Annotated in this window: 22 protein-coding genes; 18 read left to right on the forward strand and 4 right to left on the reverse strand. The window is 68.8% G+C overall.

Annotation, left to right across the window (positions count from 1 at the left end; all coding sequences use genetic code 11):
- The first annotated feature begins 313 nt into the window (after positions 1-313).
- The 4 genes from DMH03_RS37665 to DMH03_RS37680 all read left to right on the forward strand — a co-directional run bounded on the left by DMH03_RS37665 (position 314) and on the right by DMH03_RS37680 (position 5294).
- Positions 314-1840 carry a sugar transferase gene (locus DMH03_RS37665; protein ID WP_199749179.1) on the forward strand — a complete coding sequence of 509 codons (1527 nt, stop codon included), beginning with the start codon at positions 314-316 and terminating at the stop codon, positions 1838-1840.
- Positions 1841-1948: 108 nt separating this feature from the next.
- Positions 1949-2563 (forward strand): malonic semialdehyde reductase, encoded by a 615-nt coding sequence (locus tag DMH03_RS37670; RefSeq protein ID WP_125796783.1) that lies wholly within the window; start codon positions 1949-1951, stop codon positions 2561-2563.
- 137 nt (positions 2564-2700) lie between these two features.
- Positions 2701-4761: a threonine--tRNA ligase gene (gene thrS / locus DMH03_RS37675; RefSeq protein WP_125796784.1), complete on the forward strand. Its 2061-nt coding sequence runs from the start codon at positions 2701-2703 to the stop codon at positions 4759-4761.
- Positions 4758-5294, forward strand: a complete 537-nt coding sequence (locus tag DMH03_RS37680) for an HIT domain-containing protein (protein ID WP_125796785.1) — start codon at positions 4758-4760, stop codon at positions 5292-5294. Before thrS ends, DMH03_RS37680 begins: the two co-directional genes overlap by 4 nt.
- Before the next feature lie 108 nt (positions 5295-5402).
- Here DMH03_RS37680 and DMH03_RS37685 read toward each other — a convergent pair whose 3' ends face one another.
- The gene (locus DMH03_RS37685) at positions 5403-5945 is read right to left on the reverse strand and encodes a YceI family protein (RefSeq protein ID WP_125796786.1); all 543 of its coding nucleotides are present in this window, start codon (positions 5943-5945) and stop codon (positions 5403-5405) included.
- 117 nt (positions 5946-6062) lie between these two features.
- Between DMH03_RS37685 and DMH03_RS37690 the strand changes: the two genes are divergently transcribed.
- The 6 genes from DMH03_RS37690 to DMH03_RS37715 all read left to right on the forward strand — a co-directional run bounded on the left by DMH03_RS37690 (position 6063) and on the right by DMH03_RS37715 (position 10396).
- Complete coding sequence (locus tag DMH03_RS37690; RefSeq protein ID WP_125788058.1) at positions 6063-6605, forward strand: MarR family winged helix-turn-helix transcriptional regulator; 543 nt, start codon at positions 6063-6065, stop codon at positions 6603-6605.
- Positions 6606-6707: 102 nt separating this feature from the next.
- Positions 6708-7349 carry a phosphatidylinositol phosphate synthase gene (gene pgsA / locus DMH03_RS37695; protein ID WP_125788059.1) on the forward strand — a complete coding sequence of 214 codons (642 nt, stop codon included), beginning with the start codon at positions 6708-6710 and terminating at the stop codon, positions 7347-7349.
- Entirely contained in the window at positions 7346-8263 is a 918-nt protein-coding gene (locus DMH03_RS37700) for a phosphatidylinositol mannoside acyltransferase (protein ID WP_125788060.1), read from the forward strand. Before pgsA ends, DMH03_RS37700 begins: the two co-directional genes overlap by 4 nt.
- A gap of 22 nt (positions 8264-8285) precedes the next feature.
- Complete coding sequence (locus DMH03_RS37705) at positions 8286-9431, forward strand: glycosyltransferase family 4 protein (protein WP_125788061.1); 1146 nt, start codon at positions 8286-8288, stop codon at positions 9429-9431.
- Entirely contained in the window at positions 9428-9910 is a 483-nt protein-coding gene (locus DMH03_RS37710) for an NUDIX hydrolase (protein ID WP_125796787.1), read from the forward strand. Before DMH03_RS37705 ends, DMH03_RS37710 begins: the two co-directional genes overlap by 4 nt.
- A 12-nt stretch (positions 9911-9922) precedes the next feature.
- Positions 9923-10396: an XdhC family protein gene (locus DMH03_RS37715; protein WP_125796788.1), complete on the forward strand. Its 474-nt coding sequence runs from the start codon at positions 9923-9925 to the stop codon at positions 10394-10396.
- Positions 10397-10454: 58 nt separating this feature from the next.
- Here DMH03_RS37715 and DMH03_RS37720 read toward each other — a convergent pair whose 3' ends face one another.
- A complete protein-coding gene (locus DMH03_RS37720; RefSeq protein WP_125796789.1) occupies positions 10455-12563 on the reverse strand; it encodes an elongation factor G-like protein EF-G2 in 2109 nt (702 codons plus the stop codon).
- Between the two features lie 164 nt (positions 12564-12727).
- Here DMH03_RS37720 and DMH03_RS37725 point away from each other — a divergent pair, with 164 nt between their 5' ends.
- On the forward strand, positions 12728-14146 hold the full coding sequence (locus DMH03_RS37725) for an FAD-binding oxidoreductase (RefSeq protein WP_125796790.1): 1419 nt from the start codon (positions 12728-12730) through the stop codon (positions 14144-14146).
- 191 nt (positions 14147-14337) lie between these two features.
- Positions 14338-15252: a pyridoxal 5'-phosphate synthase lyase subunit PdxS gene (pdxS, locus tag DMH03_RS37730; RefSeq protein WP_125796791.1), complete on the forward strand. Its 915-nt coding sequence runs from the start codon at positions 14338-14340 to the stop codon at positions 15250-15252.
- Between the two features lie 140 nt (positions 15253-15392).
- Here pdxS and DMH03_RS37735 read toward each other — a convergent pair whose 3' ends face one another.
- Positions 15393-16772: a UDP-glucose/GDP-mannose dehydrogenase family protein gene (locus DMH03_RS37735; protein ID WP_125796792.1), complete on the reverse strand. Its 1380-nt coding sequence runs from the start codon at positions 16770-16772 to the stop codon at positions 15393-15395.
- Between the two features lie 213 nt (positions 16773-16985).
- Here DMH03_RS37735 and serC point away from each other — a divergent pair, with 213 nt between their 5' ends.
- The 6 genes from serC to DMH03_RS37765 are packed head-to-tail and all read left to right on the forward strand — an operon-like array spanning position 16986 to position 22552.
- Positions 16986-18137, forward strand: a complete 1152-nt coding sequence (gene serC, locus DMH03_RS37740) for a phosphoserine transaminase (RefSeq protein WP_233611823.1) — start codon at positions 16986-16988, stop codon at positions 18135-18137.
- Positions 18130-19284, forward strand: a complete 1155-nt coding sequence (locus DMH03_RS37745) for an FAD-dependent oxidoreductase (protein WP_158633154.1) — start codon at positions 18130-18132, stop codon at positions 19282-19284. Before serC ends, DMH03_RS37745 begins: the two co-directional genes overlap by 8 nt.
- Before the next feature lie 36 nt (positions 19285-19320).
- Entirely contained in the window at positions 19321-20091 is a 771-nt protein-coding gene (locus DMH03_RS37750) for a class II aldolase/adducin family protein (protein ID WP_125796795.1), read from the forward strand.
- Positions 20084-20596 (forward strand): NUDIX hydrolase, encoded by a 513-nt coding sequence (locus tag DMH03_RS37755; RefSeq protein WP_125796796.1) that lies wholly within the window; start codon positions 20084-20086, stop codon positions 20594-20596. Before DMH03_RS37750 ends, DMH03_RS37755 begins: the two co-directional genes overlap by 8 nt.
- Positions 20593-21297, forward strand: a complete 705-nt coding sequence (locus DMH03_RS37760) for an HAD family hydrolase (protein WP_125796797.1) — start codon at positions 20593-20595, stop codon at positions 21295-21297. Before DMH03_RS37755 ends, DMH03_RS37760 begins: the two co-directional genes overlap by 4 nt.
- A complete protein-coding gene (locus DMH03_RS37765) occupies positions 21287-22552 on the forward strand; it encodes an MFS transporter (protein WP_125796798.1) in 1266 nt (421 codons plus the stop codon). The genes DMH03_RS37760 and DMH03_RS37765 overlap by 11 nt, the downstream gene beginning before the upstream one ends.
- On the opposite strand, the gene DMH03_RS37770 is transcribed toward DMH03_RS37765, so the two are convergent.
- Positions 22474-23256, reverse strand: a complete 783-nt coding sequence (locus DMH03_RS37770) for an AfsR/SARP family transcriptional regulator (RefSeq protein WP_125796799.1) — start codon at positions 23254-23256, stop codon at positions 22474-22476. The two genes, DMH03_RS37765 and DMH03_RS37770, sit on opposite strands and share 79 nt — an antisense overlap.
- Between the last annotated feature and the right edge of the window lie 31 nt (positions 23257-23287).

Raw genomic sequence — 23287 nt, forward strand, 5'->3', positions numbered from 1 at the left:
GCCGATCGGGGACGCGATGCTCCAAGTGGCCGTGAAGACCGGGAATTCGTGACTACTTTGAGTAGTTGTTCGGCGGATACGGTCTATTACGCATCGTCACCATCTTGTTATCAACAGGGCATTCATTTGCCGGATGCTCGCGCAGGGTGTGGCTGGAAATCCTTGTAACGATGGCCGGAGAGTGGCCGATACCTTGGCGTGTGTCGCCCCATCGGACGCTGAAGGATCTTGAGAATCGATCACTCTTCGAAATCGCTCTCATTTACTCAGCGTGTTGATCCGGCGTTCGGGAATTCCCTCTCCGGGAGGTCTGATGGAAGAGTCGGTGCGGCCGTCGTCCACCGTCAACGGGACGCCGCAGCACATCGACCTCCAGTCGATCCCGTCCGCCCCTCGACGGGGTGCGGGCGATGTCGCCGCGGTCGACACCACGTCGGCGCGGCCGCCGTACGCGGCTTGGGAATCGCGCTACCGCGCCTGGGTCATCGGTAGTGACGTTTTCACCGCGTTCGTGCTCATCGTGATGAGCGCCTTCTTGATCGATCGATCGGATCCGCACGACATGCACGCGCTCGGCACCGCCGTGGCGTTCCTTTTCGGCCTGTCGGTCTGCCGTGCGTGGAGTCCGCGCGTGCTGGGCGAAGGCGCGGAGGAGTACCGGACGCTGGGCCGGGGACTGGTGACCACCGCCGTCCTCGTCGCGCTGGGCGGCCTGCTCTTCGGCGCACTCGCCGTGCAGCCCTGGGTCTTCATCATCGTCCCGATGATCTCGGTCGTCATGTTCCTGCAGCGGTACGCGCTGAGACAGGTGCTGCACCGGCGAAGACGGCTCGGTGAATGCCTGCTGCCGGTGCTCGCGGCGGGAAGTCCGGACACGGTCGCCGATCTGATCACCCGCACCAAGGCCGACCCCCATGTCGGCTGGCGGGTCGAAGCCGTGTGCACGTACTCCGGTGCCGGCGCGGAGCGGGGGAGCGGCGAGGTGGAAGGCGTCCCGGTCGTCGGGAAGCTCGACGACCTGGCAAGTCACGTCCGCCGCGGCGGCTATCGGGTGGTCGCCGTGACCGCCGATCAGCACTGGAACCCGAAACGCCTGCAGCGGCTCGCCTGGGACCTCGAAGGAACGTCCGCCGAGATGGTGGTCGCGCCGGTGCTGATGGAGGTCGCCGGCCCCCGGCTGAACGTCTCCGGTGTGCTCGGCATGCCGCTGCTGCGGGTCACCGCGCCGATGTTCACCGGCGGCCGCCGTCTGGTCAAGGAAGCACTCGACCGGTTCGGCTCCGCCCTGCTCCTCACTCTCGTTTCCCCGCTGCTGCTGGTGATCGCGGTCGCGATCAAACTCGACGACCGCGGGCCGGTGATCTACCGGCAGCGGCGTGTCGGCCGGGACGGCCACACCTTCACGATGCTGAAGTTCCGCACGATGGTCACGAACGCCGACAAGCTCAAGCAGGATCTCCAGGCGGACAACGAAGGCGCGGGCCCACTGTTCAAGATGCGCAAGGATCCGCGGATCACGCGGGTCGGCGGCCTGCTTCGCCGGTACTCGCTCGACGAGCTGCCGCAGTTGTTCAACGTCGTGGGCGGGCGGATGTCGCTCGTCGGACCACGGCCGCCTCTGCCGGAGGAGACCGCGAAGTACGCCCCCGACGCGCGCCGTCGTCTCCTGGTCAAGCCGGGGCTGACCGGGCTCTGGCAGGTCAGTGGCCGCAGCGACCTCAGCTGGGCCGAGAGCATCCGTCTCGACCTGCGTTACGTCGAGGACTGGTCTCTCGCCCTCGACCTGGTGATCCTCTGGAAGACCTTCCGTGCCGTGGTGCAGGGGCGAGGAGCCTACTGACGCGTTCCTGTGACCGGAACCACACGAAGCGATAGTTGAACGAGAAATAGTTCAGCGCTCAACTAGGTTGGGACGGGTACAGGATGCGTACGGAAGGAAGATCCACCCATGACCACCAGCGTTGAGCCGACCGAAGCCTTGAATCTCCCGCAGGACGTTCAGGACCTGTTGTTCCGCGAGGCCCGCACCGCGAACAACTTCAGCGACGAGCCGGTGACCGACGAGCAGATCCGCGCGATCTACGAGCTGGTCAAATGGGCGCCGACGTCGATGAACAACCAGCCGCTGCGCGCGCTGGTGATCCGCACCGAAGAGGGCAAGAAGCGCCTCGCCCCGCTGATGTCCGAGGGCAACCGCGCCAAGACCGAGGCCGCGCCCGTGACCGTCGTGCTGGCCGCCGACACCGAGTTCCACGAGAACCTGCCGCGCACCTTCCCGCACTTCCCTGGCGCCAAGGACCTGTTCGCCGACGAGGCGGGCCGTATCGAGACCGCCAAGCTCAACGCGTTGCTGCAGGTCGGCTACTTCATCATCGGCGTCCGCGCCGCCGGGCTGGCCGCCGGCCCGATGACCGGCTTCGACGCCGAGGGCATCGACAAGGAGTTCTTCGCGGACAAGCCGTGGAAGTCCCTCGTCGTGATCAACGTCGGCAAGCCGGGCGACAACCCCTGGTTCGACCGCCTGCCGCGGCTGGACTTCGACGAGGTCGTCGAGACCGTCTGACCTCGTCCCGCGATACGCGAAGGCCTTCTTCCGATGGGAAGGAGGCCTTCGTGCTGTTAGGGGTAATGCGCGTGAGCCGCGCCGCGCCTGACGACTAACATCACGGGAACCATCCGCTATACCGCGAGGAGTCCATCGTGTCCCAGCCGTCGTCAGTAGCAGCCGCAACCGCCCCGCGCGTGGTGGTACCGGCGGGCACTACGGCGGGCACCGCGGTCCGCGAAGCCGGGCTGCCGACCAAGGGGCCGGACACGATCGTCGTCGTGCGTGACGCCGAGGGGAATCTCCGCGATCTGTCCTGGGCGCCGGAGTCCGAGGTCGAGGTCGAGGCCGTCGCCGCCCACACCGAGGACGGCCGCAGCGTCATCCGTCACTCGGCCGCCCACGTGCTCGCCCAGGCAGTGCAGCAGCAGTTCCCGCAGGCCAAGCTCGGCATCGGGCCGCCGGTCAAGGACGGCTTCTACTACGACTTCGCCGTCGACACCCCGTTCACCCCGGAAGACCTGCAGGCGCTCGAAAAGCGCATGAAGCAGATCGTGAAGGGCGCGCAGCAGTTCTCCCGCCGCGTCTTCGATTCGGTCGACGAGGCCAAGAAGGAACTGGCCGACGAGCCGTTCAAGCTGGAGCTCGTCGACATCAAGTCCGATGTGGACACCAGCGAGGTGATGGAGGTCGGTGGCGGCGAGCTGACCATCTACGACAACCTCGACCCGCGCACCAAGGAGCGCGTGTGGAGCGACCTCTGCCGCGGCCCGCACGTGCCGACCACCAAGTTCATCCCGGCGTTCAAGCTCACCCGCGTCGCCGCCGCGTACTGGCGCGGTGACGACAAGAACCCGCAGCTGCAGCGGATCTACGGCACCGCTTGGGAATCCGCCGAGGCGCAGGACGTCTACCTGGAGCGCCTCGCCGAGGCCGAGCGGCGCGACCACCGCAAGCTCGGGGTCGAGCTGGACCTGTTCTCCTTCCCCGACGAGATCGGTTCGGGGCTGCCGGTGTTCCACCCCAAGGGCGGGATCATCCGGCAGGAGATGGAGAACTACTCGCGCCAGCGGCATGTCGAGGCCGGGTACGACTTCGTCTACTCGCCGCACATCACCAAGGGCGCGCTCTTCGAGACCTCCGGTCACCTCGACTGGTACCGCGACGGCATGTATCCGGCGATGCACCTCGACGCCGAGCACAACGAGGACGGTTCGGTCCGCAAGCCCGGCCAGGACTACTACCTCAAGCCGATGAACTGCCCGTTCCACGACCTGATCTTCCGGTCCCGCGGACGTTCCTACCGGGAACTGCCGCTGCGGATGTTCGAGTTCGGCTCCGTGTACCGCTACGAGAAGTCCGGCGTGATCCACGGCCTGACCCGCGTGCGCGGGATGACGCAGGACGACGCGCACATCTTCTGCACCCTGGAGCAGGTCCCCGGTGAGCTGAAGTCCCTTTTGGACTTCGTGCTGAACCTGTTGCGCGACTACGGTCTCGACGATTTCTACCTCGAACTGTCCACTCGGAACGAAGAGAAGTACATCGGGTCCGAAGAGGTCTGGGCCGAGGCGACCGAGGTGCTGCGCACCGCCGCCGTGGACTCCGGCCTGGAGCTCGTGCCGGACCCGGGCGGCGCCGCGTTCTACGGGCCGAAGATCTCCGTGCAGGCGAAGGACGCGCTGGGCCGTACCTGGCAGATGTCGACCATCCAGCTGGACTTCATGCTGCCCGAGAAGTTCGAGCTCGAGTACACCTCGGCCGACGGCAGCCGTCAGCGTCCGGTGATGATCCACCGCGCGCTGTTCGGTTCGATCGAGCGGTTCTTCGGTGTGCTGACCGAGCACTACGCGGGCGCGTTCCCGGCGTGGCTTTCGCCCGTCCAGGTGGTCGGCATCCCGATCACCGAGGGCCAGGTCGAGCATCTGCGCGGCGTCGAGAAGGCATTGCGCGCCAAGGGGATCCGGGTCAACGTCGACGCGAGCGACGACCGGATGCAGAAGAAGATCCGCACCCACACCACGCAGAAGGTGCCCTTCATGCTCCTGGCGGGCGCGAAGGACGTCGAGGCGGGCGCGGTGTCGTTCCGGTTCCGCGACGGTGGCCAGATCAACAGTGTCCCGGTGGCCGACGCCGTCGAGGCGATCGCCGGCTGGGTCCAGCGCCGTGAGAACTCCTCGCCGACCGTGGCGGGCTTGGAGGCGGTCCTCCGGTGACGGGCCCCGATGGCCCTGAAGTCGTCGGACAGGACGGTGTGGGGGTCCAGGACGCGTTGCAGCGCCTGTGGACCCCGCATCGGCTCGCCTACGTGCAAGGGTCGAAGAAACCCGACGAGGGCTGCCCGTTCTGCCGTCTCCCCGAGAAGAGTGACGAGGACGCGCTGATCCTCGCGCGCGGGAAAACGGTGTACGCGGTGCTGAACCTGTACCCGTACAACCCCGGCCACCTGATGGCCGTGCCGTACCGCCACGTCGCGGACTACACGGACCTGACGGCGGAAGAGACCGTCGAGGTGGCGGAGTTCACCCAGCGCGCGATGCGGGTGATCCGCGAGGTGTCCTCGGCGCACGGGTTCAACATCGGGATGAACCAGGGCGTGATCGCCGGCGCGGGAATCGCCGCGCATCTGCACCAGCACGTGGTGCCGAGGTGGGGCGGAGACGCGAACTTCATGCCGGTGATCGGGCATACGAAGGTGCTGCCGCAGTTGCTGGGGGAGACACGGCAGCTGCTGGCGGATGCTTGGTGACCGCTCCCGTCCGAATGCAATGAAAGGTCCTTTCCTTGCAAAATTTGCAAGGAAAGGACCTTTCATTGCGCGCGCTGGTTGCCCCGGCACCCGTAAGCCGGAAGTCGCTCAGGCGTTGAGCGCGGCCTGAAGCTCGATGTCGATCTTGACCTTCTCGGACAGGAAGGCGTTGCCCTCCGGGCCGATGCCGAAGTCGCGGCGGTTCACGGTGGTGCTGGCCGAGACGCCGAGGGTGGTGGCGTTGTCGTTGGCCGGGTTGGTGCCGATACCGTTGAACTCGGCCTCGAGCGAGACCGGGACGGTCTTGCCGCGCCAGGTGAGCTCGCCGTCGATGACGTAGTCGCCGCCGTCCTCGCGGATGCCGGTCGAGCGGAAGGTGACGACCGGGTGCTCGTCGACGTGGAAGAAGTCCTCGGACTTGAGGTGCGTGTCACGCCCGTCGACACCGCTGGCGACCGAAGAGGCGTCGATCTCGACGGTGACCGAGGAGTCGAGGATGTTGTCGGCGGTGACGACCTCGCCGGTGAAGGCGGTGAAGTTGCCGCGGGACTTCGCCAGGCCGAGGTGCTTCACGGTGTAGGCGATGTCGGAGTGGGCGGTGTCGATCGTCCACTTGCCGGTGACGTAGCCGGGGATCTCGGTGGTGGTCATGAAAGTCGATCTCCAAAAGTCTGGGTGCGGCTGTGGTGAACCCTCATCTGGTTGAGCGCTCAACAGTGACTGTAGCGCAATTTGGTTGAGCGTTCAACCAGGGGTAGAATGGGTGGCATGTCCGAACCCCGATGGCTCTCCGACGAGGAGCAAAAAGTCTGGCGCGACTTCTCCGCGGCCACGCGGATGCTGCAAGCGCATCTGGAGGGCCAGCTCCAGCACGAGGCGGGCATGCCCCACACCTACTACGAAGTGCTCGTGGCCCTGTCCGAGGCGCCGGAAAGGCGGCTGCGGATGAGCGAGCTCGCCGACGCGCGCAAGGCGTCGCGCAGCAGGCTTTCGCACGCGGTCGCGCGGCTCGAGGCCAATGGCTGGGTGCGCCGTGAGTCCTGCCCCACCGACAAACGCGGCTCCTGGGCGGTGCTCACCCCCGCCGGTTTCGCCGCGCTGGAGGAGGCCGCGCCAGGGCACGTCGAGGCCGTCCGCGAGAGCCTCTTCGACCCGCTGACCCCCGAACAGGTGAAGGCGCTCGGCGAGATCAGCGCCGCCGTGCTGGAGCGGTTGTCGCCGAAATGTGCCGCCGCCGAGGCGGAACTGGCGCTGCGGGAAGGGACGCTCGCGGATCTCGAGGAGCCTGCCGAACTGGCCAAAGCGGACTGACCGGGAGCCGCTCCAGGGCGGGCACGACGACGGGCGCCGGTGCGGGTGGATAGGCTTCGGGCGGCCACCCGACCCTGCTGCTTAGGTGCACCTGAAGAACCGATGCTCAACATTTTCGCGCGCGCCTCCGTTTCCCGCGTCACCGACCCCATGGGGAAGGTGCTCGTGCGTGCCGGGCTGACCCCGAACGCGATGACCGTCATCGGCACGGCCGGGGCGGTGCTGTGCGCGCTCGCGTTCTTTCCCAACGACATGCTGCTGTGGGGCACCTTCACCGTCTGGGGCTTCGCGATGCTGGACCTGCTCGACGGCGCGATGGCCCGCGCCCGCGGGTACGGCACGGCGTTCGGGGCCGTCCTCGACGCGACCTGCGACAGGCTGGTCGACGGCGCGTTGTTCGCCGCGATTGCCTGGTGGTGCTTCGTCCACGACGACAACCGCCCGGCCGCCGCGGCCGCGTTGATCTGCCTGGTGCTCGCGCAGGTCATCTCGTACGTCAAGGCCCGTGCCGAGGCTTCCGGGCTGGAGGCCGACGGCGGGCTCGTCGAACGCGCGGAACGCCTGATCATCGCCCTCGTGGGAACCGGACTGCACGGTCTGGGCGTTCCGTACACCGTGGACATCACACTCTGGCTGCTCGCGGTGCTTTCGGTGATCACCCTGCTGCAGCGGACGGCCGCGGTGGCCAAGGCGGCGAGGGCCGCCAAGGCGGCCGGGCCACCCGCCGCGGAGGGTGGGGCATGAGCGGGTTCTCCCAGCGGCTCAGTGACTTCGGCTACGCGGCGGGCTGGCGGCTCGCGCGCTTGCTGCCGGAGTCCGCAGGCGCGGTGACCTTCGGGCTGGGCGCCGACCTCGCGGTCCGGCGGGACGGCGGTGGCGTCCGCCAGCTGCGGCGCAATCTCGCCAGGGTGGTGCCGCAGGCCGACGGCGTCGAACTCGACGAACTGACCCGCCGCGCGATGCGTTCGTACGCGCGCTACTGGCACGAGATGTTCCGGCTGCCTTCGATGGACCACAAGGAGGTCAGCCGCAAGGTCGCCCAGTCGATCACCGGCGTGGAGAACCTCGACGCCGCCCTCGCCGAGGGCAACGGCGCGGTGATGGCGCTGCCGCACAGCGGGAACTGGGACGCGGCGGGCGTCTGGCTCGCGGACTACCTCGGCGGTTTCACCACGGTCGCGGAGCGGCTGAAGCCCGAGTCGCTGTACCAGCGGTTCGTCTCCTATCGGGAATCGCTCGGTTTCGAGATCGTGCCGCTGACCGGTGACAGCTCCGCGATGCGCGTACTGCTCAAGCGGTTACGCGAGAACAAGGCGATCTGCCTGGTGGGCGACCGGGACCTGACGAATTCCGGCGTACCCGTCAAGTTCTTCGGCGAGCAGACCCGGATGCCCGGCGGGCCTGCCAGGCTGGCCGCCACCACCGGCGCCGCACTGATCCCGGCGGGCTGCTGGTTCACCGAGGACGGCTGGCAGATCCGGTTGCATCCGCGGATCCGGGTCACGAACCGGTCCGAGGTCCCGGCGGCCACCCAGGCGCTGGCGGACATCTTCGCCGGGGACATCGCCGCGCATCCGGCAGACTGGCACATGATGCAGAAGTTCTGGCTCTCCGATTTCGAAGCCGGGGAACAGGCCGAGCTCGGCGAAGCGAGTTGAGCCGATGGCTCAGGCGCGGGTCATGAAGATCGGGATCGTCTGCCCCTACTCGTTCGACGTGCCGGGTGGAGTGCAGGGGCACGTCATCGATCTCGCGAAGGCGCTGCTGGCGCGCGGGCACCAGGTCTCGGTCCTCGCTCCGGCCGACGAAGACTCCGACGTCCCGGATTTCGTCGTCCCCGCGGGAAAGGCGCTCGGCATCCCGTACAACGGCTCGGTCGCGCGATTGCAGTTCGGCCCGGTGTCCTACTCCAGGGTGCGGCGGTGGATCCGCGACGGCGACTTCGACGTCCTGCACCTGCACGAGCCCGCCGCGCCGAGTCTTTCCCTGCTGGCGCTGAAGGTCGCGGACGGCCCGATCGTGGCGACCTTCCACACCGCGACGACCCGTTCGCGCACACTGGCGGCGTTCCAGCCGGTGCTGCGCCCGCTGCTGGAGAAGATCACCGCGCGGATCGCGGTGTCGGCGCTGGCGCGCCGGGTCCAGGTCGAGCACGCCGGCGGGGACGCGGTCGAGGTGCCCAACGGCGTGGACGTCGACTTCTTCTCCCGGGCGCTTCCGCTGGACGGCTATCCGCGTGCGGGCGGCACGGTCGGGTTCGTCGGGCGGTACACCGAGTCCCGCAAGGGGATGGGTGTGCTGCTGGAGGCGTTGCGGATGCTGCTGCCGGAGTTCGAGGAGCTGCGATTGCTGGTCGTCGGCCGCGGTGACGCCGATCAGCTCCGGCGCGAGGCAGGGCCGGAGCTCGCGCCGCATATCGACCTTCTCGGTCAGGTCGACGACGAGACGAAAGCGCGGGCACTGCGCAGCGTCGACGTCTACTGCGCCCCGAACACGGGCGGCGAGAGTTTCGGGATGATCCTCACCGAGGCGATGGCGGCGGGAACCCCGGTGCTGGCCAGCGGCCTGGATTCGTTCCGCCGGGTGCTCGACGACGGCAAGGCCGGGATGCTGACCGAGACCGGCGACGCGGCGGCACTGGCCGACGGATTGCGTGAGCTGCTCGGAGACCCGGCTCGCCGGGTGTCGCTGGCGGCGGCCGCGGGGGAGCGGGTCGCGATGTTCGACTGGTCCGTGGTCACCACGCAGGTGCTTCGCGTATACGAGACGGCGATCGCCGCCGATCCCCGCCGGGTCGGCGCGGGCGAACGCGAGTTCAGCCGATGACGACCTGGGTGTGGATCGGCGGTCTGGTGGCCGCGATCGTGGTGCTGGGCGGGCTTTTCCTGCTCGCGACGGCGAACAGGCTGGACCGGCTGCACGTCCGCACGGACGCGGGCTGGGCGGCGCTCGACGCGGCCCTCGCGCGGCGTGCCGTCGTCGCCAGGGCGGCCGCCGCGATCCTGGGCGACGAGGAGCTGCGCGCGTTGGCCGAACGTGCCGAGCGGGCGCGCAGGCAAGATCGCGAAGCCGAGGAAAGCGAACTGACGCTGCGGCTGGCGCGGGTCGACCGCGCGACCCTGCCGCCGCCGCTGGCCGAGGAGCTGACCGACGCCGAACACCGCGTCGTCATCGCGCGGCGCGTGCACAACGACGCCGTCCGGGACACCCTGCATCTGCGGCGGCGGCGGAAGGTCCGGTACTTCGGTCTCGCCGGGACGGCCCGGCTTCCGGAATACTTCGAGATCGCCGAGCCCGATCTGTAGGAGGACGAACCCATGAGCGAGCGGTTGCTGGTGGCTGTGTTCGCGACGCCGGTGGCGTCCTTCCTTCTGCGCTACGGCGAGGATCTCGGCTATCGGGCGGTGCTGTTCGACCCGGACGGCGCCCGCGTGACGGACGTCGAGAACGGCTTGGAGGCCGTCACGACGGTGCCGGAACTCGGCACGGACGCCGACGTCGTCGTCACCGACCACGACCGGCCCGAACTCGGCGACGTGCTCAAGGCCGTGCTGGACCGCCCCACCCGGTGGGTCGGGGTACTCGGCAATCCGCGCCACGCCGGCCCGCACGTCGCCGCGCTCCAGGCACAGGACGTCCCGGACCGGGAGATCGCCCGTGTCCATCGCCCGGTCGGGCTGAACATCGGCTCACGCACGCCGCCCGAGATCGCCATCGCGACCCTGGCCGGTCTGCTGGCCGACCGGAACGGCCGTCCCGGCGGCTTCGACTTCTCGGCACCCCGCGTTTAGTCCTCTGAATGCGCTCCATGCACACGCAAGTACCGCATTCAGAGGACTAAACGCGGCTTCACCCCGTCACCGCTCCCTCCGGCATCGGCTCGAACCGGGCGTGCCTGCGGGTGAACGTCGCCGTGCCCGATGTCAGTGAACGCAGGTCGATGGCGTAGCGCAGGAGCTTGACCGCGGGCACCTCGGCGCGGATGACCGTGCGGCCGCCTTCACCCGATTCGGTACCGAGGACGCGGCCGCGCCGGGACGAGAGGTCGCCCAGGACGGTGCCCAGGTGCTCGTCCGGCAGCCGCACGGCCACCTCTTCGAGCGGTTCGAGCAGCGCGATCTTGGCCGCCGCGGCTGCCTCCTTGAGGGCCAGCGCGCCCGCCGTCTGGAACGCGGCGTCCGACGAGTCGACGCTGTGCGCCTTGCCGTCGACGAGGGTCACCCGGATGTCGATCAGCGGATGGTCGTCGACGATCCCTCGCTGTGCCTGGGCACGGACCCCCTTCTCGACACTCGGGATGAACTGGTGGGGCACCGAGCCGCCGACGACCTTGTCCACGAACTCGAAGCCCGAACCCCTCGGCAGCGGCTGGACTTCGATGTCGCAGACGGCGAACTGCCCGTGGCCGCCGGACTGTTTGACGTGCCGTCCGTGCCCGCGGCCCGGTCCGGCGAAGGTCGACCGCAGGCTGATGCGGACGGGCTCGGTGTCCACGTCGGCGCCTCCCGCGCGCAGCCGCGACAGCACCACGTCGGCGTGCGCCTCGCCCATGCACCACAGCACGAGCTGGTTGGTCTCGGCGTTGCGGTCCAGCCGCAGCGTCGGGTCGCCCGCGACGAGCCGGGAAAGGTTGCGCGCCAAGGTGTCCTCGTCGCTGCGTGTCTTCGCGACGACGGCGACCGGCAGCAGCGGTTCCGGCATCGCCCACGGTTTCATGATCAGCGGGTCTTCCGGCGAGGAGACGGTGTCGCCCGTTTCCGCCGAGCCGACCTTGGTGAGCGCGCAGAGGTCGCCGGCGACGCAGTACGGGACCTCACGCAGGTTCGCCCCGAGCGGCGAGTACAGATGCGCGACCCGTTCGTCGGCGTCGTGATCCTCGTGGCCGCGTTCGGCGAGACCGTGGCCGGAGACGTGCACCGGCCGTTCGGGTCGAAGCGTCCCGGAGAACACCCGCACCAGCGACACCCTGCCGACGTAGGAGTCGACAGCGGTCCGGACCACCTCGGCGGCCAGCGGGCCGTCGGGATCGGCGCGGAGACCGGCGTGCGGTTCGCCGGTGGGCGAGGTGACCTCCGGCGGGACGTGCTCCAGCGGGGACGGGAAGGCGCGCACGATCCCGTCGAGGACCTCGGCGAGCCCGACCCCGGTCGTCGCGCACACCGGGATCACCGGATGGAAGGAGCCTCGGGCGACGGCTGTTTCGAGGTCGGCGATCAGCGTGTCCTCGGAGATCTCCTCGCCGGAGAGGTAGCGGTCCATCAGGGACTCGTCCTCGCTCTCGGCGATGACCCCTTCGATCAGTTCGTTGCGGGCCTCGGTCATCCGGGCGAGATCGGCCTCGTCCGGCTCGCCGACCTCGGGTGGGAAGCCGTTCGAATAGTCGAAGTAGCGGCGCGTGATGAGTCCGACGAGCCCATCGCGAGCGGGGAGGTACAGCGGCAGGACTCCGGCGCCGAAGGCCTCCTGGCAAGCGGCGATCTCGCCTTCGGGATCGGCGCGATGATGGTCGAGCCGCGAGACGACCACCGCCCTCGGCATCCCGACGGCCGCGCACTCCTCCCAGACCGCGACCGTGGCCGCGTCGACGCCTTCCGCCGCGCAGACCACGAACAGCGCCGCGTCGGCGGCGCGGAGCCCGGCCCGCAGTTCGCCGACGAAATCGGCGTACCCGGGGGTGTCGATGAGGTTGATCTTGTGGCCCTGGTGCAGCACCGGCGCGACCGAAAGGCCGACCGACCGCTGCTGCCGGACCGCGGCGGGGTCGTGATCGCATACGGTGGTGCCCTCCACGACCGAGCCTGCCCGCGTCACCGTGCCGGAGGCGGCGAGCAGCGCTTCGGCGAGTGTCGTCTTGCCTGATCCCGAGGGGCCGACCAGGACGACGTTGCGTACTTTCGCCGGGTCGTCCACAGCGACGGCGGCCCCGGAGTCTCCGTTCTTGCTCTGTTTGTCGGCCATGCCGATCTCCTCACCACACGATGCCGCGTACAGGTGTGTCCTCGATCACACACCCGCGACGGCCGTCGCGGCAAGGCGACCGGCGAGGGACCCCCCGAATGTCGAAGCGCCGTTATGCTCGATGGCGGACACCCGGAGGCGGATCCGACGGTGGGGGATGAGCGATGGAGCTCGACAGACGAACGGTGTTACGGCTGGCAGGCGCGGTTCCGGTGCTCGCGGCGGCGCCCGCGGCGATCCCGGAGGGCGGTGGTCCGTGGGAACGGCTGAGGTCCCGGCTGACGGGTGAGCTGTTCCGGCCCGGCGACCCCGGTTATGACGAAGTGAGGCTCGGGTTCTTCAGCCTCTACGACCACCGGCTGCCCGCCGGTGTCGCGGTCTGCGCGACCGAGGACGACGTGCGGAATTGCGTCGATTTCGCGGCCAGACAGCGGATCCCGATCGCGGCCCGCTCGGGCGGGCACAGTTACGCCGGCTATTCCGTTGTGGACAGAGGGCTCGTCGTCGACCTGTCCCGGCTGAACACGGTCGAGATCCTGCCCGGCGGCCGGGCGGCGATCGGCGCGGGCGCGCGGCTCGGCCAGGTGTACGAGGCGCTGGCGGCGGCGGGCCGCGCACTGCCCGCCGGCAGCTGCCCTCAGGTCGGCATCGCGGGCCTGACCCTCGGCGGCGGAATCGGCGTGCTGGCCCGCAAGTACGGGCTGACCTGCGACAACGTGGAATCGGTTCGCTTCGTCGGCGCCGACGGGAAAGCGAGTCTGGTGTCGGCGGAGACCGCGCCGGACCTGCTGTGGGCGTTGCGCGGCGGCGGTGGCGGCAACTTCGGCATCGTCACGTCGTTCACCTTCCGCACGGCGGCGGCCAGGACGTTGACGAACTTCAACCTGATCTTCCCGCCCGCCGCGCTGGCCGCGCTGGTCGCGGCCTGGCAGGAATGGCAGCCCACGATGCCGGACGAACTGTGGTCCGGAATGGGCCTCGGCGCGACGGTGGCGAACTGTGGTGGCTGCTTCGTGGGCTCAGCCGCGCAGGTGAACCCGCTCCTGGACGATCTGATCCGTCGCGTCGGCACTCAGCCGACCGAACGCGAGGTGACCGAACAGGGCCATTTGGCCACGATGCGCGCCTTCGCGCAGGAGGCCGCCTTCCCCGCCGCTGTCGCACAGCGCGGCGAGTATGTGGCCACGTCGAGGATGCTGACCCATCCGGTGCCCGACCCCGGCGCGCTGGCGTCGTTGCTGACGAGCGATCCGAAGTTGTATTCGATCGTGGACGCGTACGGGGGCGCGATCGCGCGGGTGCCGTCGAGCGAGTCGTGCTTCCCGTACCGGTCGGCGCTGGGGAGCATCCAGATCACCCGTGGCCTGGATGGCGGCGAGGCGTACGCGCGCCGGTCGATCGGCCTGGTCCGGGACGAACTCGGCCGGGAGTACGGGCGGGCCGGGTACGTCAACTACATCGATCCGGAGATGCCGGACTGGGCGAAGGCGTACTACGGCGACAGCCTCCCGCGACTGCGCCGGGTGGCCCGGAAGTACGACCCGGACGGCCTCTTCGCCTTCACCCAAGGCCTGGCCCGCTAGGCCTCCTTTCGCATTTGGTCCTCTGGATGCGGTCCTTGCACGCGCAACTACCGCATTCAGAGGACCAAATGCGGGCCAGATCACCCAGTGGACTGCTGAAATCGCCGCGAACTGGCCTGCTTCAGAGGTCCAAAAGCGGCCTACTCTCGAAGGCGTCACCCCACCTCGTGCGCTTTCCGAAAGGTCCAGCAGTGTCTGACGACTCCACGAACACGGCCACCACCTCGCTCACCGGCACAGGCCGGGTCAAGCGCGGGATGGCGGAGATGCTCAAGGGCGGTGTGATCATGGACGTGGTCACCGCCGAGCAGGCGAAGATCGCCGACGACGCCGGCGCCGTCGCCGTGATGGCGCTCGAGCGGGTCCCCGCGGACATCCGCGCGCAGGGCGGTGTGGCCCGGATGAGCGACCCGGACCTGATCGACGGCATCATCGAGGCCGTTTCGATCCCCGTCATGGCGAAGGCCCGCATCGGCCACTTCGTCGAGGCTCAGCTGCTTCAGTCGCTCGGCGTCGACTACATCGACGAGTCCGAGGTGCTGACCCCGGCCGACTACGAGAACCACATCGACAAGTGGGCCTTCACCGTGCCCTTCGTCTGTGGTGCGACCAACCTCGGCGAGGCGTTGCGCCGCATCAACGAGGGCGCGGCGATGATCCGCTCCAAGGGCGAGGCCGGCACCGGCGACGTCTCGAACGCGACCACGCACATGCGCAAGATCCGCGCGGAGCTGCGCCGCCTTTCCTCGCTGCCCGAGGACGAGCTTTACGTTGCGGCGAAGGAACTCCAGGCCCCGTACGACCTCGTCAAGGAGGTCGCGGCGAAGGGCAAGCTCCCCGTGGTGCTGTTCACCGCGGGCGGCATCGCGACCCCTGCCGACGCCGCGATGATGATGCAGCTCGGTGCCGAAGGCGTGTTCGTCGGCTCCGGCATCTTCAAGTCCGGCAACCCGGCGCAGCGCGCCGAGGCGATCGTCAAGGCCACCACCTTCTACGACGACCCGGACGTCATCGCGAAGGTTTCGCGCGGCCTCGGTGAAGCGATGGTCGGCATCAACGTCGACGACGTGCCCGAGCCCCACCGGCTGTCCGAGCGCGGCTGGTAACAGCCGGTCGATCGCCAAGAGGCCCTGTGGACGTCGGTTCACGGGGCCTCTTGTGTTCCAGAATGCCGCCGGTCCCGTTTCTGGCGTCGTTGCTCGGGAAGGCCCGCACGCCCGCGACCGGCCCAGCTCGTCATCATCGCCTACGAGTCCGGGCTGGTCGGCACCGACAGGGCTGAGCGGTCACGGTCATCGGCGGGCGGGCGCCCGAGTGCGTAATAGGCCCAGCCCGCGGCGCTCCACCGCTGAGCGTCCAGGGTGTTGCGGCCGTCGATGACCTGGCGTGTGGCGACCACGGCGCCGACCACCGCCGGATCGAGTTCCTGGAACTCCCGCCATTCGGTGAGGTGCAGTAGCACGTCGGCACCGGTCGCCGCCTCGACCGCGGAGTTCGCGTAGTTCAGGTTCGGGAAGTTCTTGCACGCGTTGTCGGCCGCCTTCGGGTCGTAGACGGTCACCTCGGCGCCCTGGAGCTGGATGGACGCGGCGACACTGAGTGCGGGTGAATCGCGGATGTCGTCCGAGCCGGGCTTGAACGCCGCACCCCAGACGGCCACTCGCTTGCCGCGGAAGGAACCGCCGCACCGCTCGCGCGTGAGGTCGACCATCCGGCGCCGACGGCGGAGATTGATGGCATCCACCTCGCGGAGGAAACCCAGCGTGTGCCCGACGCCGAGCTCGCCGGCCCTGAACTGGAAGGCGCGGAGATCCTTGGGCAGGCAGCCGCCGCCGAAACCGAGGCCGGGCAGAAGATACTGCTCGCCGATGCGCGGATCGTGCGCGAGCGCGCGGGCGAGGTGGGTGACATCGGCGCCGGTGGCCTCGCAGACCTCGGCCATGGCGTTGATGAACGAGATCTTGGTGGCCAGGAACGCGTTGGCGGACACCTTGACCAGTTCCGCCGTGGGCAGATCGGTGACCACCAGCGGCACACCGCGGGCGAGCGGGATCCGGTACACCTCGCGCAGAAGGGATTCGGCTCGTGGGGAACTCACCCCGAACACCAGCCGGGCCGGGCTGAGTGTGTCGCCGATGGCGAAGCCCTCGCGCAGGAATTCCGGATTCCAGGCCAGCTCGACGCGCGCGCCGGCCGGCGCGCGCCGGTTCAGGCTGACGGCGAGCCGCTCCGCTGTCCCGACCGGGACCGTCGATTTCCCGACCACCAGACCCGGCCCGCGCAGAGTGGGGGCCAGCCGGTGAATCGCTTCTTCGAGAAAATGGAGATCGGCCGCCCTGTCGGTCTTCTTCTCCGGCGTTCCGACGCAGAGGAAATGTACGGTAAGTGCGCCGCCTGCGAATTTTTCGATCTCCCCGTACGAGGAGGTGAATCGCAGTCGGCCGGATTTCAGATGTCTTCGGACAAGACGTTCGAGGCCCGGCTCGTAGAACGGCGGAGTTCCGGCGGAGAGTGCGGAAATCTTTTCCGGATCGGTGTCCATGCCGAGTACTTCGTACCCCATTTCAGCCATACAAGCTGCGTGTGTGGCACCCAGATAGCCGGTCCCGAGAACGGTGATTCGCATGGCTGGGATCCCCTCGGTGGCACGGGCTGCCAGTCCGATACTGCGTCGTCCCGCTCGGCAAGGTCAAGTGTGAATCGGCTGATAAGCGGCCCTTTTTCATAGGTCCACACAGTTTCCATACAGGCCCCATAAATGTCCCACAGAGAGCCGTCGGTGAGCTGCCCCCGCCGCGGGGAGGCTTTACGATCCGGTGTTGTGCCTGACGATGAAGCAGTGGATTTGAGTCTCCCGGAAGGCCTGTTGCCCGTCGACGGGCGATTCGGATGCGGCCCGGCAAAGGTGCGGCCCGAGCAACTGGACGCGCTCGCCTCGCGCGGCGCGGACTTCCTCGGGACCTCGTACCGCCGTGGCGCGGTGCGCGCGTTGCTCGGGCGGGTTCGCGCCGGGCTGCGGGAGCTGTTCGAGCTGCCCGCGGACTACCAGGTGGTGCTCGGCAATGGTGGGGGCACGGCCTTCTGGAACATCGCCACCCACGGCCTCATCCGGAACCGGGCCCAGCACCTGTCCTTCGGTGAGTTCTCCGGCCGTTTCACCGCGGTCGACCGGAGCACGCCGTGGCTGGCCGAGCCTTCGGTGATCGAGAGTCCACCCGGAACCCACCCGGAGCCGCGCGCGGAGCCGGAAGTCGATGCCTACGCGCTGACGCAGAACGAGACCTCGACCGGCGTGGCCATGCCGATCCACCGGGTACCCGGTGCCGATGTCGATTCCCTGGTGCTGGTCGACGGAACCAGTGCGGCTGGGGGCATGCTCGTGCGGCCGGAGGCGTTCGACGTCTACTACTTCGCACCACAGAAGTGCTTCGGTGCCGACGGGGGCCTGTGGATCGCGCTGATGTCACCGGCGGCGGTGGCCCGCGCCGAGGAGATCGCGGCCGGCGGCCGATATATTCCGGAGTTCTTCAGCCTGCCGGCCGCCATCGACCACTCGGCTCGTGACCTCACGTTCAACACCCCGTCGGTGGCGTCGCTGTTCCTGTTGAGCGAGCAGATCGACTGGCTGCTCGGCCTCGGCGGGCTGAGCGGCGCCGCGGCCAAGGCGGCGAAAACGGCCGCGCTGGTCTATGGCTGGGCCGAGGATTCGCCTTACGCGGCACCGTTCGTCGCCGAACCGGAACAGCGATCGCCAGTGGTCGCGACGATCGAGTTCGCCGAGCACATCGACGCTGCGCACATGGTCGCCGGGCTGCGGGCGCACGGCATTCTCGACCTGGAGCCCCATCGCAGTTTCGGCCGGAACCAGATCCGCATGGGCATGTTCCCGGCGATCGAGACCGCCGACGCCGAAGCGCTGTTGTCCTGTATCGACCATGCCGTCGCACAGCTCGGCCGACCGGCCGGGCGGGGAAGGAGGTCCAATGCCTGATGCACCTACGGTGGTGGTGGTCGGTGCTGGGATCGTCGGCGCGTCCATCGCCCACAGCCTTGTCCAGCGGGGTTGGTCGGTCACCGTCGTCGAACAATACACACCGGGACATGTGCGGGGCTCCAGCCACGACACCTCCCGGGTGCTCCGGTTGTCCTACGGCGGAGGCCGTGACATCGACGTCTGGTACACCCGCCAGGCCTGGCGGGCCCGGCAGTTGTGGCAGGAAATCGGGGTGGAGGAAGGAATCGAGCTCTTCCACAACGTGGGCGTCGTCTGGTTCGCCAGAGGAGAGGCCGAATTCGAGGAACAGAGTGCTCGCAGTCTCGAGGCGCTGGGCCTCCCGGTCGAGCGGCTGGCCCCCGAGGCGGCCCGCGACTTCTTCCCCGACGTGCGCTGCGACGACCTCGAATTCGTGTTGCACGAACCGAGCAGTGGCGTGTTGCGGGCTCGGCTGGGCGTCCTGACCCTGATGCGCCGTGCTTTGCGGGCGGGTGCCAGGTTACGCATCGCCAAGGCCCGGCCGGACGCGAAAGGCAGGGCCATCGTGGACGGCAAGGTGCTGCCCGCCGATCAGACGATCTGGGCTTGCGGTCCGTGGCTGGGACGCTGGTTCCCGCATCTGGCGGAGATCGAATCCGTCCGGCAGAACGTCTTCTACTTCGGCGTGGAACCGCACTGGCGGACGCCCGGCCTCCCGGTGTGGGTCGACGGCGGCGCATACGGGGCCGGGGACATCGACGACAGCGGCTTCAAAGTCGGCGGGGCGCTTGGCGCCGCTCCGGTCATCGATCCCGATCTCGCCGACCGCCCTCCCGATCCGGAGGCCGAGCAAGCCGCCCGCTGGGCGCTCGCCCACCGGTTTCCCGCGCTGGCCGGCGCCCCGCTGGTGTCGCGGCACGTCTGCCAATACGAGCTGACCGCCGATCAGCATTTCCTGCTCGCGCCGGTGCCGGAATCGGTTGGCGGCTGGCTGGCAGGCGGGGGCGGGCACGCGTTCAAGTTCGGTCCCGCGTTCGGGGAGTACACCGCTGACCTGATCGAGGGCGGCGAGCAGCCACTGCCCGAGTTCGGGCTGGGACCGCGGGAGAAGTACCAGAGCAAGGAGAGCACGACCCCGGGACAACTGGCTCGCCAGCATCGCTGAGTTTCCGGATCGGTAGCCAACGACAAAGGAGAGAACATGTTGTACGAAGCCGAACGGCAGCTGCTCGTGGAAAGCATCAACGACATGGCCCGCTGGGGGATGATCGAGACTACCGGCGGTGGCCTGAGCGTCCGGGCCGACAACGGCGACATCATCGTCACCGCCACCGGTTCGGCGTTCGCACGCTGGAAGGTCACACCGCGCGACATGACGGTGATCTCGGCGACCGGCGAACTGAGGGAGCGCACCGGGGGAGTGGCGCCGGTGGGCGCGCTGATCCACATGGCCGCCTACGAGATGTTCCCCGACTGCCGCGCGATCGTGCACGCGCACAGTGCCTATGTGCTCGCGTTCGCCTCACTGGGCATGGGCATTCCCTCCTGTGTCAACCAGCTGGACACCCTGGGCGAGGTGCCCTGCCTGATCGCCGACGACACCGCGGTCAAGGGCGGGGTGCTCAGCGGTGAGTCGGACCGGCCCGAGGTCAAGCTGCCCGACGGCATCGCCCAGCGGCCGGAGATCGCGGCTGTCGACACCTACCAGCTCATCCCGCAGCTGAAGCAGAAACTGGGCCCGCGGGCGGACGAACTCAAGCGCCACGGCCTGGCGTGCGTACTCTATCGCCATGGTGCCTTCACTTTCGCCCGTGGACTGACCGAGGCGGTGGAGAACCTGGCCAGGGTGGAGATGAGCGCACGGACGGCTGTCTTCCAGGCGATCCTGCGCGGCGGTCTGGCCGGGATCGAGCCCAACCTGTTGTTCCCGAAGGCGGGGCTGGCCGTCGAACAGCAGCTCGCGGATGTCTGACGGTTCCGCCGAAAGCGCTTACTACGCGCAGCTCGCCCGGACCAGGGGCGCCGCCGGGGCGGTGCAGCTCGACGGCACCGGCCGGGTGCTCCTGGTCCGGCCCGGGTACAAGCCGGTCTGGGACCTGCCTGGAGGTGTGATCGAAGCCGGCGAGTCCCCGCTGGCCGCGTGCACTCGCGAGGTGCGGGAGGAACTCGGCATCACACCGGTGCTCGAGCGGCTGGTCGGGGTGGTGTGGTTCCCGTCCCGGCCTCGCCGCGCGGCGTCGAACCTGTTCGTGTTCGCGGGGCGTCTGCCCGAGACCGCTCAGGCGGCCATCGAACCCGACCCCGGCGAGATCGCCGAATTCGGCTTCTTCCCGGTGTCAGCACTACCGGAGGTGGAACCGCACACCGAACGCCGGGTTCGCTCGTGCGTCGAGGGATATCTCGGTGGAGGAACGGTGTACTACGAGGAATCGGCGAAACCGGCGTGGTACGGCGGTTCCGGGGAGGGGCCGGGATGACCCCGCGCGAACCGGTCGAAACCGTACTGCTGGATGCCGGGGGAGTGCTGATCATGCCGGCCGCCGAAGCCGTGATCGCGATCCTGCGGACCGGAGGTGTGCAGGCCGACGTGGGTGTGATCGACCGCGCTCACTACGCGGCCACCGCGGCGAACGACGCGTTCCCGCCGCGGAATCGCCTGGTGTACCTGAACGCCTTCGCCCGGGCGTGCGGGGTCGAGGAAGACCGAGTCGAGCGGGTGGTCGTCGAACTCGCCATCGCCATCGACGGTCCGAAATGGACGCGCGAGCTTGCTGGAGCCGCGAAGTCGTTGCGCGCACTGAGTTCCTTGCCGGTCGCACTCGGCGTGGTCTCCAACTCGGTCGGGGTGGTGGCCGAACAGTTGCGCCAGGCCGGTATCTGCCAGGTGGGGCCGGGAACCGGGACCCCGGTGTCCCTGGTGATCGACTCCGCGCTGGTCGGCGTCGCCAAACCGGATCCCGGGATCTTCCACCTCGCGCTGCGGGAACTGGACGCCGAACCCGAGCGGACGGTCTACGTCGGGGACACCGCCCGTATCGACGTGGACGGCGCGCTCGCCGCCGGGATCCGGCCCCTGCACCTCGATCCGCATCGTGACTGCCCCGATCCACCAGGGCGACACGAACATCTGCGCAGCCTCGGCGACCTGGCCGCGTGGGTGCACGCTCATGGACGATGACCCAGGCCGCCTCACGATCCGCCGGCCGCCGAACCGCTGGGTGCTGCTGTCGGTGAGCCTGATCGCCTGGGCGGTCGGCGCCACCGCGGTGTTCCAGCTCTCGCTGGTGCTGCCCGCTTTGCGTGCGGAGACAGGGATGTCGCTGGCGCTGGCCGGAGCACTGGTCGGGGTCGCCAACGGCGGACTGACCGTGGCCATGCTGGGTTGGGGTCTGTTCGCCGACCGCTTCGGCGAACGGTGCGCGATGTCGTGCGGCCTGTCCCTCTGCGCCCTGCTCCTGTGCGTGGCCGCTGCCACCGATGGTGTCGCGGCCCTGTTCGCTGTCTTCGCCCTCGTCGGGGCGACCGCGAGCTCGGTGTACGCACCGAGCGGGCAGGCGGTGGTGCGGCGGTTTCCCGTTCGACAGCGCGCTTTGGCTCTCGGACTCACCCAGACCGCGACACCGCTCAGTTCGGCGCTGGCCGCGGCGATCGTGCCGGGTGTCGCGGCCGCTTACGGCTTGTCCGTCGTCTGGCTCGGGATGGCCGGGCTCTGCCTGCTGACCGCGCTGGTGGTGTTCCTGTTCTGCGGACAGCCGCGGGCGGACGGGGCCCCGGTCGTTACAGCGTCCGGCTATACCGGGCCGGTACCGTGGCGACGGATCTACGGGGCCTGCGCGTTGCTGATCCTGCCCCAGTCCGCGCTGCTCACGTTCAGCGTCAGTTACCTCGTCGATGATCGAGGCTGGAGCCCGGTACAGGCGGGGTGGCTGCTCAGCGGGGCGCTCCTGCTCACCGTGCTCACCCGGCCGCTGGCCGGTTACCTCGCGGACCGTCTCGGGACCCCGCTCGGCTTGATGCGGATCTTCGCCTTCGGTAACGCGGTCGTGCTGTCGCTCGTCGTGATCGGTGCGGTGACCAGGACCTGGCTGGGCACGGTGATGGTGCTCGCCGCCTGTGTCTCGACGATCACCGGTTACGGGCTGGCCTCCACGGCGGTCGCCGGATTCGCCGCGCGAGCCCGGTTGGGGCGTGCGCTGGGAGTGCAGCACACACTGCAGAGCCTGGTGACCACCGCCGGTCCGGTGGTGCTGAGCGCGGTCATCGGCAAAGCCGGGTATGCGGGGGCGTTCGCGGTCATCGCGGTCGCTCCTCTCGCCGGTGGGGCGCTGTTGCCGGTGATGGCCGAACGGCCCGGTCAGTCCCGGCAGCAGTGCTCGAGCACTTCGGTGGAGGGTGCGCCGGCGAGGATGGCCTGGTGGACGCGGCGAAGATAGGCGGAGGGTTCCACGCCGGTCTGCGAGACCAGGTTCCGCCGCGCGTCCAGGTACGCGCCGAGGGCCTCGCCTTTGCGCCCGGACCGGTACAACGCGAACATGTACTGCGACCAAGTGAGTTCCGAGATCGGGGAAGCCGCGATCAGTTCGCGGAGTTCACCCACCACTTCCTTGTGCTGCCCCAGCCGCAGCCGGGCCTGGACGAGATCGTTCAGCACGTCGGCCCGGCGTCCCTCCAGCGCGGTGATCGGTGCGATCAGCGCGGGGGTGACACGGACGTCTTCGAGCGGTCTTCCGCGCCACAGATCCAATGCGCTGCTCAGGCATTCGGCGGCGAGTTCATGGTCGGACCGGCGTAGTGCGGCCCGCCCCTGCGTCGCGAGCCGTTCGAAGACGGACAGATCGAGTTCGTCGGCGCGCACGCGCAACAGGTATCCGGGCATCCTGGTGATCAGACGGTCTCGCCCGGCGTCGCCGGCGGTGTCGAGCAGCCGACGAACACCGGCGACATAGCTGTAGACGTTCGCGACCGCGGAGCGCGGAGCCGGGCCGTCCCACAGCATCGCGGTGAGCCGGTTCACCGACACGATGTGGTTGGCATTGAGCAGAAGTATGCTCAACAGCGCTCGTTGCTTCGGCGTGCCGAGGCCGCTCATCCGGCTTGCCGGGCCAGCTTCAACGGGACCCAGAACACGGAAATCCATTCGTCATGCCTCCCCCATTGCCCGAAGATCA

Source organism: Amycolatopsis sp. WAC 01376 (assembly GCF_003947415.1).
Lineage (GTDB): Bacteria > Actinomycetota > Actinomycetes > Mycobacteriales > Pseudonocardiaceae > Amycolatopsis.

Excerpts from the sequence above, each read along its gene's own strand:
- DMH03_RS37735 (WP_125796792.1), bottom strand. The coding sequence starts at position 16,772 with ATGCGAATCACCGTTCTCGGGACCGGCTATCTGGGTGCCACACACGCA.
- DMH03_RS37725 (WP_125796790.1), top strand. The coding sequence starts at position 12,728 with ATGGAGCTCGACAGACGAACGGTGTTACGGCTGGCAGGCGCGGTTCCG.
- DMH03_RS37705 (WP_125788061.1), top strand. The coding sequence starts at position 8,286 with ATGAAGATCGGGATCGTCTGCCCCTACTCGTTCGACGTGCCGGGTGGA.
- DMH03_RS37710 (WP_125796787.1), top strand. The coding sequence starts at position 9,428 with ATGACGACCTGGGTGTGGATCGGCGGTCTGGTGGCCGCGATCGTGGTG.
- DMH03_RS37715 (WP_125796788.1), top strand. The coding sequence starts at position 9,923 with ATGAGCGAGCGGTTGCTGGTGGCTGTGTTCGCGACGCCGGTGGCGTCC.
- DMH03_RS37685 (WP_125796786.1), bottom strand. The coding sequence starts at position 5,945 with ATGACCACCACCGAGATCCCCGGCTACGTCACCGGCAAGTGGACGATC.
- DMH03_RS37750 (WP_125796795.1), top strand. The coding sequence starts at position 19,321 with ATGTTGTACGAAGCCGAACGGCAGCTGCTCGTGGAAAGCATCAACGAC.
- DMH03_RS37755 (WP_125796796.1), top strand. The coding sequence starts at position 20,084 with ATGTCTGACGGTTCCGCCGAAAGCGCTTACTACGCGCAGCTCGCCCGG.
- DMH03_RS37760 (WP_125796797.1), top strand. The coding sequence starts at position 20,593 with ATGACCCCGCGCGAACCGGTCGAAACCGTACTGCTGGATGCCGGGGGA.
- DMH03_RS37765 (WP_125796798.1), top strand. The coding sequence starts at position 21,287 with ATGGACGATGACCCAGGCCGCCTCACGATCCGCCGGCCGCCGAACCGC.
- DMH03_RS37665 (WP_199749179.1), top strand. The coding sequence starts at position 314 with ATGGAAGAGTCGGTGCGGCCGTCGTCCACCGTCAACGGGACGCCGCAG.
- pgsA (WP_125788059.1), top strand. The coding sequence starts at position 6,708 with ATGCTCAACATTTTCGCGCGCGCCTCCGTTTCCCGCGTCACCGACCCC.
- DMH03_RS37770 (WP_125796799.1), bottom strand. The coding sequence starts at position 23,256 with ATGGATTTCCGTGTTCTGGGTCCCGTTGAAGCTGGCCCGGCAAGCCGG.
- DMH03_RS37670 (WP_125796783.1), top strand. The coding sequence starts at position 1,949 with ATGACCACCAGCGTTGAGCCGACCGAAGCCTTGAATCTCCCGCAGGAC.
- DMH03_RS37745 (WP_158633154.1), top strand. The coding sequence starts at position 18,130 with ATGCCTGATGCACCTACGGTGGTGGTGGTCGGTGCTGGGATCGTCGGC.
- DMH03_RS37690 (WP_125788058.1), top strand. The coding sequence starts at position 6,063 with ATGTCCGAACCCCGATGGCTCTCCGACGAGGAGCAAAAAGTCTGGCGC.
- DMH03_RS37700 (WP_125788060.1), top strand. The coding sequence starts at position 7,346 with ATGAGCGGGTTCTCCCAGCGGCTCAGTGACTTCGGCTACGCGGCGGGC.
- DMH03_RS37720 (WP_125796789.1), bottom strand. The coding sequence starts at position 12,563 with ATGGCCGACAAACAGAGCAAGAACGGAGACTCCGGGGCCGCCGTCGCT.